Source organism: Streptomyces sp. NPDC058697, from assembly GCF_042715345.1.
GTDB lineage: Bacteria > Actinomycetota > Actinomycetes > Streptomycetales > Streptomycetaceae > Streptomyces > Streptomyces liliifuscus.
In genome coordinates this window covers 23,419-36,464 of the sequence record NZ_JBHXSU010000006.1, presented here as the reverse complement: position 1 = coordinate 36,464, position 13,046 = coordinate 23,419, and the positions used below count along the sequence as shown (strand labels likewise).

8 protein-coding genes and 1 tRNA gene are annotated in these 13,046 nt (G+C 71.1%); 7 read left to right on the top strand and 2 right to left on the bottom strand.

Translation table 11 applies throughout. The features are described from left to right. Positions 1-41 precede the first annotated feature (41 nt). Together ACFWXQ_RS16195 and ACFWXQ_RS16190 are read left to right on the top strand one after the other, a co-directional pair. Positions 42-275: a hypothetical protein gene (locus tag ACFWXQ_RS16195; RefSeq protein ID WP_010986886.1), complete on the top strand. Its 234-nt coding sequence runs from the start codon at positions 42-44 to the stop codon at positions 273-275. A 351-nt stretch (positions 276-626) separates the two neighbouring features. Further along, positions 627-699 (top strand) — tRNA-Ala (locus ACFWXQ_RS16190). Positions 700-825: 126 nt separating this feature from the next. On the opposite strand, the gene ACFWXQ_RS16185 is transcribed toward ACFWXQ_RS16190, so the two are convergent. Both ACFWXQ_RS16185 and ACFWXQ_RS16180 read right to left on the bottom strand, forming a co-directional pair. Next, complete coding sequence (locus ACFWXQ_RS16185) at positions 826-2,448, bottom strand: NADH-ubiquinone oxidoreductase-F iron-sulfur binding region domain-containing protein (protein WP_359714757.1); 1,623 nt, start codon at positions 2,446-2,448, stop codon at positions 826-828. After that, positions 2,448-3,773: a cytochrome b/b6 domain-containing protein gene (locus ACFWXQ_RS16180; RefSeq protein ID WP_383946802.1), complete on the bottom strand. Its 1,326-nt coding sequence runs from the start codon at positions 3,771-3,773 to the stop codon at positions 2,448-2,450. Before ACFWXQ_RS16180 ends, ACFWXQ_RS16185 begins: the two co-directional genes overlap by 1 nt. 415 nt (positions 3,774-4,188) lie before the next feature. On the opposite strand from ACFWXQ_RS16180, the gene leuS reads away from it, so the two are divergent. From leuS to ACFWXQ_RS16155, 5 genes are all read left to right on the top strand, one after another. Further along, the gene (gene leuS / locus ACFWXQ_RS16175) at positions 4,189-7,065 is read left to right on the top strand and encodes a leucine--tRNA ligase (RefSeq protein WP_383946800.1); all 2,877 of its coding nucleotides are present in this window, start codon (positions 4,189-4,191) and stop codon (positions 7,063-7,065) included. Between the two features lie 204 nt (positions 7,066-7,269). Beyond that, complete coding sequence (locus ACFWXQ_RS16170) at positions 7,270-8,157, top strand: hypothetical protein (protein WP_383946797.1); 888 nt, start codon at positions 7,270-7,272, stop codon at positions 8,155-8,157. A 72-nt stretch (positions 8,158-8,229) separates the two neighbouring features. Continuing rightward, positions 8,230-9,075 (top strand): DegV family protein, encoded by an 846-nt coding sequence (locus tag ACFWXQ_RS16165; protein ID WP_055610571.1) that lies wholly within the window; start codon positions 8,230-8,232, stop codon positions 9,073-9,075. 107 nt (positions 9,076-9,182) lie between these two features. Beyond that, complete coding sequence (locus tag ACFWXQ_RS16160; protein ID WP_383946794.1) at positions 9,183-10,310, top strand: helix-hairpin-helix domain-containing protein; 1,128 nt, start codon at positions 9,183-9,185, stop codon at positions 10,308-10,310. Further along, a complete protein-coding gene (locus ACFWXQ_RS16155) occupies positions 10,307-13,042 on the top strand; it encodes a ComEC/Rec2 family competence protein (RefSeq protein WP_386268376.1) in 2,736 nt (911 codons plus the stop codon). Before ACFWXQ_RS16160 ends, ACFWXQ_RS16155 begins: the two co-directional genes overlap by 4 nt. Positions 13,043-13,046 lie beyond the last annotated feature (4 nt).

Here is a 13,046-nt window from a genome sequence, read left to right as displayed (position 1 = left end):
CCTACGTGTGCACGGCCTGCGGCCACAGCTGGAGCTGATCGATGGGTGCACACAGGCGCAAGTGCGATTGGTGCGGCAGTGGTACGCCCATCGTGCGCGACATGGAGCCGGTCAACCACGACTACCAGTACTGGTGCGAGGAGTGCGCCCGGGCGCTGATCATAAAAGGCGACCCGATCGAGACGTACCGCGAGCTGGAGGGCGAGCCGATCTACGGCCGGCTCCTCGACGAGCACTGCACGCTCAAACGGTTCTATTCCTTCGCCACTGCCTGACGCCGACCGGGGGTTCGCCACTTGGTGACCCCGGTCATGGCCGGCAGAGCGAAAGCGGCCTCTCCGTAGAGTGCCGACAACGTCAACTCGACGCCGCTGGCGCGCCCTCCACGCGGTTCCGCGGCCACGGGACCGGCCGGGGGCCCCACTGCGGCGGTGAGCGTCGCTCAGACGGCCGTAGAGGCCCGGCTCCGGGGTGTGCAGCAGAGGGGCGGGCATCCCGCGCTGTCCACCGTGCCCCTTGGGCCTGTCGCTGGGCCTGTCCGCGCGTCCCGGAAACGATTTGGCGGTGCACGGAGGGACCGGTAATGTTGGCGTCGCCGCCGGGGAAAAGCCGGTGGAACACCGCAAGGGGCTATAGCTCAGTTGGTAGAGCACCTGCATGGCATGCAGGGGGTCAGGAGTTCAAATCTCCTTAGCTCCACAGCAGATGAAGGCGGGTCATCCGATCAGGATGGCTCGCCTTTTGCGTTGACTCGCTCTTGCCTGTCTTGCGCTGTTCCTGTGCGCGGTTCGGTTCGGCGGCCCGGTCTCCCGGGCCGCCGGTGTGTCAGCGCCCGCGGCCCAGGGCTCGGCGGCCGCCGCCACCGCCCTCGCGTACGGCGGGGAGGTTCTGGCGGGGAGCCGCACCGCGGGTGTCCTCCTCCAGGCGCAGCGCGAGCGCCGGGCAGCGGCGTACGGCGCGCAATGCCTTCGCCTCCGCGTACCGGGGCACCCCCGCCTGCGCGACGGTCGGGAAACCGTCGGCGCCCAGCTGGAAGACCTCCGGGAGGATGTCCGCGCACAGGCCGTGCCCGCGGCACAGCGTCCAGTCGACGTAGATCTTCTGGCGGCTGGGACCCTGCTCGGGCTCCGCCTGGCCGCCCGGGATGCCGGTGGGCTGCTGGCCGCCCTCGAAGAGCGGCAGAACGCCCTCCACGGGCCGTCCGCAGCCGTTGCCGAGGACATGCGCGGCCAGGTCGTCCGTGAACGCCTTGATGGTCGACTCCAGGAACATCGCGGAGCCGTCAGGGTGCGAGCAAGCGCCGCGCCGCTTCACGGCGTTGGCGACCTGCTTGAGGGCCTCCAGGGCGGCAGGACCGCCGCCGTTGAGGATGTCCTCCATGCCGCGCGCGGCGGCGGGCAGCCCGAGGTAGCAGGGGCCGCACTGTCCCGCGCTCTCCTCCGCCAGCCACTGCGCCACCCGCAGCGACTCGCCCAGCGGGCAGGTCGCCGTGCTGATCGGCAGGATCGCGCCCGCGCCGAGCGCACCGCCCACCGCGTCCAGGGAGTTGCGCGAGACGATCGCCTCGTTGACCGTCGCGGAGTCGATCCACTTGCCGTGGTACCCGCCGGTCAGCACGCCCTGCGGGACCGGCGGGGCGCCGGCCAGCTGCAGGATGTACCGCAGGGGTACGCCCGTGGGGGCCTCGATCACCATCGGGCGGGCGACCGCTCCGGAGACGGTGAGCATGACCGTGCCGGGCTCGTCGTACAGACCGGTGTTGCCGTAGCGCTCGGCGCCGATGCGCGCGGCGATCGCCAGCTGGGCGAACGTCTCGGCGTTCGACAGCAGGGTGGGCGCGCCGCCCACACCGTTCTGCGAGGCGCTGGTCTTGCGGCCCGGCGGGATCGCGGGACCGCCGTCGATGGAGCGGACGAGCGAAGCCGCCGCTCCGGTCACCATGCGCACCGGATTGCGCTGCACGCGCGCGCGGATGGTCGCTCCGCGCCGGTTGGTCAGCCCGCGCTCGGAGAGTGCCGCCTCCATCGACCGCTGCGTGGACTCACGGGTCACACCGACGACCAGGGTGCGTGCGCCCAGCGCCTCGGCGACCAGCAGGGCGCCGTCCAGGATCAGATGCGGGGCACGGTTGATCATCACCGTGTCCTTGCGGCAGGCGGGCTCGTCCTCGCTTCCGTTGACGACGACCACGGGACGTACACCGCGGCGGATCGCCGCCTCGGCGACCGACCGCAGTTTCTTGTGGAACGGGAAACCAGCGCCGCCGCGGCCCTTCAGATTGATGCGTTCGGAGAGCTGCGCGAGCTGCTCGCCGCCCATCGGCTCGAGCGGCCCGTGCACCTTCAGGTGCATGGGCAGGTCGAGTCTCTCGACGAGATCGAAACCGGAGGTGAGCTGGGGAAGGCCCACCACTCGGACTTCGGGGACGTCGGGAAGGGCCTCGTTCACTAAAAGCCTCCGGAAGGCGCGTTCCAGGGTTCGCCGTTGCTGGGTGCCTCGTAGGGACCGGGCTGCGTTTCAGTGGCGGGACCGCTGTTGTACATGTCGTTCGGGTTGTACGTACCGAGGGGGTCGTTCGTCTCACCGGTGTCGTACACATCACTTGTGCCGTACGCGGGGACGGCACCGGTGTCGTACATGGCGTTCGCGTCGTATGTGGGGATCGTCCCGGTGTCGTACGTCGGTGTCCCGGCGGGGCGCGGCGGGGCCTCGTAGAGCGGCGGGGACGGGGCCGGCCAGCGGGGCCCGGTGTTGCCGTCGACGCGCGGCATCGCCTCAGTGGCCTGCATGTCCATCGGTACCTGCATGCGCTGGGTGGGGTCGGGCATCAGCGGGTCCTGCGCGCGCGGGGTGTTGACGGCCCGGTAGGCGGCCGCGAAGCCGCCGGTGTCCGTGAGGGACCCGGTGTCCGTGAAGGACGCCGAGTCCTGGAGGGAGGAGCGCTGCGGGGACTGGTACGACCCGGACGGGGACGACGTCCGCTGCGAGGGGACCGGCATGTCGGGGAAGCCGGGACGACCGCCGCCGCCGGGCAGCGAGGAGGCACCGCCACGGCGTCCCCCGGGCTCTTCGCGGTAGGGCCGGTTGTCGCTGTCGAGCAGGGACAGGACGCGACTGGCGACCTTCCGCTTGAACGGCAGGGGGGCCGACCGCAGGAGCAGTGCGCCCATGACGGCGACCAGGGACAGGCTGTACAGGATCACGAAGACCGGCTTCGCCTCGCGCCCGGCGAAGAGGCCGTGGATCAGGGCCGAGCACCAGGCGGGGTAGGCCAGCATGTGCAGCGCGCGCCAGCGACCGGCGACCTGCACGGGGGACGAGAAGGCGCTGCGCAGCGCGCCGGTGAGGGCCGTGACGACCATCAGGAGGCCGGCCAGGGTGCCGAAACCGATGAGAGCGCCGGTGCCGGTGACGCCGAGGCCGAAGGGGATCACGACCGCGATGGCGGAGGTGTGGTCGAGGACGAGCTTGACCGAGACGTGCAGCAGCAGGAAGCCGACCGAGGCCACCGCCGTGCTCCGGTGCACGGCCTGGGCGATCAGCCTCTGGCGCGTATTGAGGAAGACCCGGTCGGTCGCGACGAGCCCCCAGAGCACCGAGAGGGTGAGGGACACGAGCGACAGAACGCCCGCGCCGAAGTTGAGGAAGTCGCGGAATCCGTCACCTCCGACCACTACGACGAGGGGTATCAGCAGCAAAGCGGCAGCCGTCACTCCACCCCGGACCGATCGGCTCGGCGGGGTGAGCGTGCTGTTGTTGCGGCGAGAGTTCATGGGGGCAACTCCGAACAGTTCGGGAAAGCGGTCCCGCTGCCGCACTCTAGGTCGAGCCATACCGAGGGGTACGAGGTTTGAGTTATTGCGCTGTTATCAAAGGGCAGTGAGGGAGTTGTGATGTCCCTTAGAGGCCCTTACGCGAAGTAACTTTTGACTCTTGTTCAACTTCTGTCGACCTGGCGCGGACGTGACACGCAGTGCCGCAGCGTAGCCGAAAGCGCGTCGCGGTCCTCGCGGCCGCTGCGGTACCCTGACGCCATGCGTGCCGTACGCCTTCTGCTTAGCGAGCCGCGCTGATCAATCCCGGTCGCCGGAAACCACGACCGGCATCGGCGCGGCGCCCCCTCCTGTGCGAGGGGTTTTTTCATTTCCTGAGCCGCTGGCAGAGACGATCGATGGAGCTTTGAGGATCATGAGCGAGACGAACAACGCTGCCGCTTCCGAGGTGGCCGCGCCGCACCGCTACACGGCCGCCATGGCCGAGCAGATCGAGGCACGCTGGCAGGACTTCTGGGACGTCGACGGCACGTACGAGGCGCCCAATCCGAAGGGTGACCTGGCCGGAGACCCCTCGCTGGTCGCCAAGCCCAAGAAGTTCATCATGGACATGTTCCCGTACCCCTCCGGTGCGGGCCTGCACGTCGGTCATCCTCTGGGCTACATCGCCACCGATGTATTCGCCCGGTATCAGCGCATGACCGGCCACAACGTCCTGCACACCCTGGGCTTCGACGCCTTCGGCCTGCCCGCCGAGCAGTACGCCGTGCAGACCGGCACGCACCCGCGCGTGTCCACCGAGGCCAACATCGAGAACATGAAGATCCAGCTGCGCCGGCTGGGCCTGGGCCACGACAGGCGCCGGTCGTTCGCGACGATCGACCCGGACTACTACAAGTGGACCCAGTGGATCTTCCTGCAGATCTTCAACTCCTGGTACGACGACGAGGCGGACAAGGCCCGTCCGATCGCCGACCTGGTCGCACAGTTCCAGACCGGTGAGCGCGCCGTACCCGGTGGCCGTTCCTGGAGCGGGCTGACCGACGTCGAGCGCGCCGACATCCTGAGCGAGTACCGCCTGGCCTACGCCTCCGACGCGCCCGTCAACTGGTGTCCCGGGCTGGGCACCGTCCTGGCCAACGAGGAGGTCACCGCCGACGGCCGCTCCGAGCGCGGCAATTTCCCCGTCTTCAAGGCCAAGCTGCGCCAGTGGAACATGCGCATCACGGCGTACGCGGACCGGCTGCTGGACGACCTGGACGCACTGGACTGGCCCGAGGCCATCAAGCTGCAGCAGCGCAACTGGATCGGCCGCTCCGAGGGCGCCCGCGTCGACTTCCCCGTGGACGGCGAGGCCATCACGGTCTTCACCACCCGCCCGGACACCCTGTTCGGCGCGAGCTACATGGTCCTGGCGCCCGAGCACCCGCTGGTCGAGAAGTTCACCCCGGCCGCCTGGCCCGAGGGCACCCACGACGTCTGGACAGGCGGGCACGCCAACCCCGCCGAGGCCGTCGCCGCCTACCGCGCGCAGGCCGCCTCCAAGTCCGACGTGGAGCGACAGGCCGAGGCCAAGGACAAGACCGGCGTCTTCATCGGCACGTACGCGACCAACCCGGTCAACGGCGAGCAGATCCCCGTCTTCATCGCCGACTACGTCCTGATGGGCTACGGCACCGGCGCGATCATGGCCGTACCGGCGGGCGACCAGCGCGACTTCGAGTTCGCGCGCGCCTTCGAGCTGCCGATCCACTGCATCGTCGAGCCGACCGACGGTCGCGGCACCGACACGTCGACGTGGGAGAGCGCCTTCGGGGCGTACGACGCGAAGATCATCAACTCCGCCAACGACGACATCTCGCTGGACGGCATGGCCGTTGCCGACGCAAAGGCGCGCATCACCGAGTGGATGGAGCGCAAGGGCATCGGCCACGGCACCGTCAACTTCCGGCTGCGCGACTGGCTGTTCAGCCGCCAGCGCTACTGGGGCGAGCCCTTCCCGATCGTCTACGACGAGGACGGCATCGCCCACCCGCTGCCCGAGTCGATGCTGCCCCTGGAACTGCCCGAGGTCGAGGACTACTCGCCGCGCACCTTCGACCCGGACGACGCGAACACGTCCCCGGAGACCCCGCTGTCCCGCAACGAGGACTGGGTCGACGTCACGCTGGACCTGGGCGACGGCCGCGGTCCGCGCAAGTACCGCCGCGAGACCAACACCATGCCCAACTGGGCCGGTTCCTGCTGGTACGAGCTGCGCTACCTGGACCCGCACAACTCCGAGAAGCTGGTCGACCCGGAGATCGAGCAGTACTGGATGGGGCCGCGCGAGGGCCAGCCGCACGGCGGTGTCGACCTGTACGTCGGCGGCGCCGAGCACGCCGTGCTGCACCTGCTGTACGCGCGCTTCTGGTCCAAGGTGCTGTTCGACCTGGGGCACATCTCCTCGGTCGAGCCGTTCCACAAGCTGTTCAACCAGGGCATGATCCAGGCCTACGTGTACCGCGACAGCCGCGGCATCGCCGTACCGGCAGCCGAGGTGGAGGAGCGCGACGGCGCCTACTTCTACGAGGGCGAGAAGGTCTCCCGGCTGCTGGGCAAGATGGGCAAGTCCCTGAAGAACGCGGTCACTCCGGACGAGATCTGCGCCGAGTACGGTGCGGACACGCTGCGTCTGTACGAGATGGCGATGGGTCCCCTGGACGTGTCGCGGCCGTGGGACACGCGCGCGGTGGTGGGCCAGTTCCGGCTGCTGCAGCGGCTGTGGCGCAACGTCGTGGACGAGGCGACCGGTGCGGTCACCGTCGTCGGCACCGAGCCGGACGAGCAGACGCTGCGTGCCCTGCACAAGGCCATCGACGGCGTGCGCCAGGACCTGGAGGGCATGCGCTTCAACACCGCCATCGCCAAGGTCACGGAGCTGAACAACCACCTGACCAAGGTGGGCGGTCCGGTCTCGCGCACGGTCGCCGAGTCGCTGGTGCTGCTGGTCGCGCCGCTGGCCCCGCACATCGCCGAGGAGCTGTGGCGCAAGCTGGGCCACCCGGACTCCGTCGTGCACCGGGACTTCCCGGTCGCCGACCCGGCGTACGTCGTGGACGAGTCCGTGACCTGCGTCGTGCAGATCAAGGGCAAGGTCAAGGCGCGCCTGGAGGTCTCCCCGTCGATCTCGGACGAGGAGCTGGAGAAGGTGGCGCTGAGCGACGAGAAGGTGGTCGCGGCGCTGGACGGGGCGGGCATCCGCAAGGTGATCGTGCGGGCGCCGAAGCTGGTGAACATCGTTCCCGCGTAGCTTCCGGGTAGTTCCGCGTAGTTCCCGTGCAGGTGGTTCCTGTGCGGACGGAGGGCCCGAGAGGGTCGGGGCGGTTCCCCTGGTCGGGGTAGTCCCCTACGGGCAGGTTGGGGGTTCCGCTGGAACCCTCGGCCTGCCTTTTCCGTTTACCGTGGAAGAGCCGGCCGGCACCGCCGGCACTGGACCGCACGCGAGAGGATCGTCATGGAAGCCGTGGGCGTAGTCGTGGCGCTGATCTTCTTGCTGTTCGTGGCTCTGGGCGCGTATGCCACGGTGAAGGTGGTCGGCGCGGCCAAGCGCGGAGTGGACCGCACCGTCGCACAGGCCCGCCGCACGGTGGAGGACTCCACGCTCAGGGCGAAGACCTTCGCCCAGCCGGGACCCCAGGGTGAGATCGCCCAACTGCGCCTCTCCTTGCGTACGTCGATGCGTGCCACCCAGGACGCGCTGCACGCGGGCGTGACGGAGGACGAGTCGCTGAAGGAGTCCCTGGCACTCTTCGAGCGGCTCAGCGCTCATGGCCACGAGCTCGACGGCGACCTGAAGCGACTGGAGCGCGAGCCGGACAGGGCCCGCCTCGCCGAGCGGCTTCCCTCACTGCGGGAGCGCACGGAGCGGATAACGCAGTCGGCGGACGCCCTGCGCTGGGCGGCCCGCGACCGCGCCCAGCGCTTCGGGAACGACGACCTGGACTCGCTGAGCACTCAGATCGACATGGAGGCGGGCGCGCTGCGGCACTGGACGACGGAGCCGACTTCCACAGGGACTTCCACGGGGACGTCATCGGATCCGTCTTCCGCGGGGCAGCCCGGCCCGTCGGTAGGGGCGCACGGCTCCTCCGCCGGGACGCCAGGCCCGTCCGCAGGGATGTCCGGTCCGGCGTCCGCGCGGACGCCGGAGCCGGCTGCGGGACAGACGCCGCCCCCGGCCCCGTGGCCCGAGGCGCCGCCCGTGCCCGCCGATCAGCAGACCTGGCCGGAGAGCCCCGAGTCGCGCAGGGCCGAGGAGCCCACCCGGGCCGCGATCGACCCGCCCGTGCAGCGGCAGGCCTACCCTTGGGAGAAGAAGCCCCGCCCCGAGAGCACGACTTGATCCCGTCTGCCCGACCGCAGGTGGGAGGGGCCGGACTGCCGCCCACGCTCACTGACAGGTAACCTCCAGTTCATGTCCCGCCATGTCGCGATCGTCACCGATTCAACGGCCTACCTGCCGCCACGGACGATGGAGCGCCACGGCATCACCGCGGTGCCCCTGACCGTGGTCCTCGGCGACCAGGCACTCGAAGAGGGCACCGAGATCTCGGCCCGGTCACTGGCCCAGGCGCTGCAGAAACGACGGTCCGTCACCACCTCCCGGCCCAGCCCGGAGGTGTTCGCCGAGACCTATCGCAGGGTCGCCGAGTCCGGCGCGACCGGCATCGTCTCGCTGCATCTGTCCGCGGAGTTCTCGGGCACGTACGACGCGGCTGTCCTCGCCGCGCGCGAGGCGCCGGTGCCGGTGCGGGTGGTGGACACCGGGATGGTCGCCATGGCCCTCGGCTTCTGCGCGCTGGCCGCGGCCGAGTCCGCCGAGGCGGGCGGCACGGTCGACGAGGCGGTCACCGCGGCAGAGAAACGGGCCGCGGGTACGTACGCGTACTTCTACGTCGACACCCTCGACTATCTGCGCCGGGGCGGCCGGATCGGGGCGGCGCAGGCGCTGCTCGGGTCGGCGCTGGCCGTGAAACCGCTGCTGCAACTGGACGGCGGGCGCATCGAGCTCCTGGAGAAGGTGCGGACGGCGGGCAAGGCGATCGCCCGCCTGGAGGAGATCGTGGCCGAGCGGGCGGGGAGCGCGCAGGTCGACATCGCGGTCCACCATCTTGCCGCGCCCGAGCGGGCGGCCGCGCTCGCGGAGCGGTTGCGGGTTCGGGTGCCGGGGCTGGCCGACCTGCATGTGAGCGAGGTCGGGGCGGTGATCGGGGCGCACACCGGGCCCGGGCTGCTCGGGGCGGTCGTTTCTCCTCGATGAGGTCGGGCTGACTCGTGTGGGTGGTGGAGTTATCCACAACTGGGCGGTAATCCCCGGGAATTGAGCAAGATCATCGCGGTTCGGTGGTTGTGCCCGATTCTCGTCGCATGGCACTTCGATCACCTTCACGGACAGCGACAGCAACCAGCGGGCCGGGCCGCGGCCCGGTCTCCGACAGTCGTACGCGACACCGTCATCACCGCCATCGCGGCAGGTCCCGGCGCCGAGAAGCCTCCGCGGAGGCGCTGCGCCTGCGCGCCGAGACACTCTTCGCCGAACGGACGAGAGTGCGTGGGGAGTTGAGGCATGGTCCGCCGGTGGTGTCGGGGCGGGAGGCGTGGAGGCTTGGCGGTAGCGGTGTAGTCGCCGATGTTGAAACTGCCGTTGAGGGCGGCGCTGAAAGTGGCGCTGAAGTTGGAGCTGAGGTTGGAGCTGATGCGGGGGCCCGGGCTCCGGCCGGGGCCGCCTGGCGGGAGCGGACCGGGCTCGCTGTCAGGGAGCGGATGCCATTGTGGCTGCAGTCCAGGTGCGGGCTGGAGCGGAGGAGCGTGGTCGCGCTCACCGTGGTCCTCGTGGTCGCGGCTGTCTTCGCCGCGCAGCACTTCTGGTCGGGGCGGACCCAGCCGGTCCGGGCACCTGAAGTGGTGGGGGCGGTGGGTTCGTACGGGGGAGAGAGTGAAGGCGGGCAGGAGGCGGCGCCGGGATCGTCCGCCGCCGCACGGGACCCTGTAGGTGTGGCCGGTACGGCTGCCGGTGCCGGTGCCGGTGCCGGTGCCGGTGGTGCTGTGGTCGTGGTGGATGTCAGTGGCAAGGTGCGGGAGCCCGGGATCCAGCGGTTGCCGGCCGGTTCCCGGGTGGCCGATGCCCTCCGGGCGGCCGGCGGGGTGCGTCCCGGCACGGACACCGAGGGACTCAACCGGGCGCGGCTGCTCGTGGACGGTGAGCAGGTCATGGTCGGAGGGCCTCCGGCTGTAGCCGGGCCAGGTGTGGCGGGCGGTCCGGGTGCCGTGGGCTCCGGCGGAGCCGCCGCGGGGGCTGCCGCCGCTCCGGTCGGCCTCAACACGGCCACCCTGGAACAGCTGGACACTTTGCCCGGTGTCGGACCCGTGCTGGCCCAGCACATCATCGACTACCGCACCCAGCACGGCGGCTTCCGCTCGGTCGACGAACTCCGTGAGGTCAATGGGATCGGCGACCGCCGTTTCGCCGATCTGAAGAATCTCGTACGGCCATGAGGGGCCCCGAGACGCACGGTCCGGCGGGGCTCGGAGCGCGGCAGGCATCCTCGGCGCCCGGTGTGCCGAACGGCGCTCTGCGGTCCGACGACCGCCGCTCTGGCGTACACGCCACGTCCGGCAATCCGCTCGGTGCCGCGCATCCTCGCCAGGAGGCGCCGACGGACCTGCGATTGGTGCCCCCGGCGCTGGCTGCTTGGGCGACGGCGGCGCTGGCGCTGGACGCGCCGCCGGGGTGGGTCACCGGTGTGGTGATCGTCTGCGTGGTCGTGGCCGGTGGGTTGTTGGCCACCGGCCGAGGCCGCGCGAGCGGTGAGCCGGGGCCGCATCATCGGCCGGAGCCGGAGCCGGAGCCGGAGCCGGAGCCGGAGCCGGAGCCGGAGCCGGAGCCGGAGCCGGAGCGCGGCGGTGGGTCGCGAGGCAGCGTGCGGCGCGGCCGATGGCCCTCGTGGCCGAAGGTCTCCGTCGCCGCTGTGTTGCTCTGTGTCGCGGCGGCGGCTGCCTCTGGTGGGCTGCACGGTGCGGACCTGCGGCGTGGGCCCGTCCCGGAGCTGGCGCGGCAGTATGCCGAGGTGACCGCCGAGGCGGAGGTCACCTCGGACCCACGGCTGACCCGCCCACGGATCAAGGGCAACCACGCGGCTCCGACCGCCATCCTGATCAACGCCGAGGTCAGACGGGTCGAGAACCCGGACGGGACGGTGGCGGAAACCCGAACGCCGGTGCTGCTGATCGTGGACGCGGGTGCGGGTGCGGGTGCGGGTGCGGGTGTGGAGGCGGACCGTGAGCGAAGGGGCTCGCCCTGGCTCGCTCTCCTGCCCTCCACGAGGGTGCGTCTGACGGCACGGGTCGTGCCCCCGCTCGGAGACGGTGACCGGATCGCGGCGGTGCTGCGCGTGCGCGGCAGCGGCCCGCCGCGAGTGGTCGGGCAGCCGTCGGACACGCAGCGGTTCGCCGGGGAGCTGCGAGGCGGGCTCCGGGCGGCGACCGACGGGCTGGAGCCGGACGCAAGAGCGCTGTTGCCGGGCCTGGTGGTGGGGGACACCTCACGGATCACCCCGGAGCTGGACGAGGCGTTCAAGGCGACGGATCTCACACACATCCTGGCGGTGAGCGGCGCCAACTTCACGATCCTGCTCGCCCTGCTCATTGGGCCACCCGGTCGTGCCCAGCAGGCTGAACGCCGAGGACTGGCACCGAGGCTCGGCATCCCACTGCGGGCGACCGCCCTGGCCGGCGGGGCGCTCACGCTCGGTTTCGTCATCGTGTGCCGGCCGGACCCGAGTGTGCTGCGAGCCGCGGCGTGCGGATCGATCGCGCTGCTGGCCATCGCGACCGGCCGCCGCCGATCACTGATCCCGGCGCTGGCCACGGCGGTTCTGCTGCTGGTGCTGTACGACCCCTGGCTCGCCCGGAGCTACGGCTTCCTGCTCTCCGTGCTCGCCACCGGAGCCCTGCTCACGCTGGCCCCGCGATGGAGTTCCGCGTTGCGGAGGCGTGGGGTGCCACCGCGGTTGGCCGAGGCGTTGGCGGCCGCGGGGGCGGCGCAGGCGGTGTGCGCGCCGGTGGTCGCCGTTCTCTCCGCCCGGGTGAGCCTGGTGGCGGTGCCGTGCAATCTGCTGGTGGAGTTCGCGGTCGCGCCGGCCACGGTGCTGGGCTTTGCCACCCTGGCAACGGCTCCCTGGGCGATGCCGGTCGCCAAGGCGCTGGCGTGGTGCGCGAGTTGGCCCACGGGGTGGATCGCGGACATCGCCCGTGCGGGGGCCGCGCTGCCGGGCGGAGGAGTGGACTGGCCGGGCAGCTGGACGGGCGCGCTGCTGCTCGCCCTGGTGATCGCCGTTGTGGTGCTGGTCGGCCGCAGGCTCCTGAGACACCCCTGGCTCAGCGCGGCCTGTGGAGTGCTGCTCCTGCTCGTGATGGTGCAGCCGCCTCCTCTCACCCGAGTGATCACGGGGTGGCCGCCGCCCGGCTGGCGGTTCGCGATGTGTGATGTGGGACAGGGAGACGCGATGGTGCTCGCGGCGGGCGACGGCACCGGTGTCGTGGTCGACGCGGGACCGGACCCGACGCTGGCCGACCGGTGCCTGCGCGCGCTCGGCATCACACGAATCCCACTCGTCGTACTGACCCACTTCCACGCGGACCACGTCGCCGGGTTGCCGGGCGTGCTGCGCGGGAGGTCGGTGGGCGCGATCGAGACGACGGGCTTCGAAGAGCCACTGGACCAGGCGGAGTCCGTCCATCGGCAGGCGGCGGCCCGGCGGATCCCGGTGACACGGGCGGTGGCGGGGGAGCGGCGTCGCACCGGTGCGCTCGACTGGCAGGTCCTGTGGCCGCCGCCGGAGCGGGCCGCCCCGGGAGCCGAGGGCCCGAACGACGCGAGCGTCACCCTGCTTGTACGGTCGGCGGGGCTGACGCTGCTGATGCTCGGAGACCTCGAACCACCGGCACAACAGGCACTGCTGAGATCACCGACGGGCGCCGGTCTGGGGAGCGTGGACGTGCTCAAGGTCGCCCACCACGGGTCGGCCTACCAGGATCCAGACCTCATACGCCGGGTGTCGCCGCGCCTCGCCCTGATCTCCTGCGGCGCCGACAACCCGTACGGACACCCGGCGCCGAGCACGGTGGCGGCGCTGCGGGCCGGGGGTGCGGAGGTGCTGCGTACGGACGAGGACGGGGCCGTCGCCGTGGCAGGAGGCGGTGAGAGCCTGCTGGTGGCGGGAGACTGAGTAC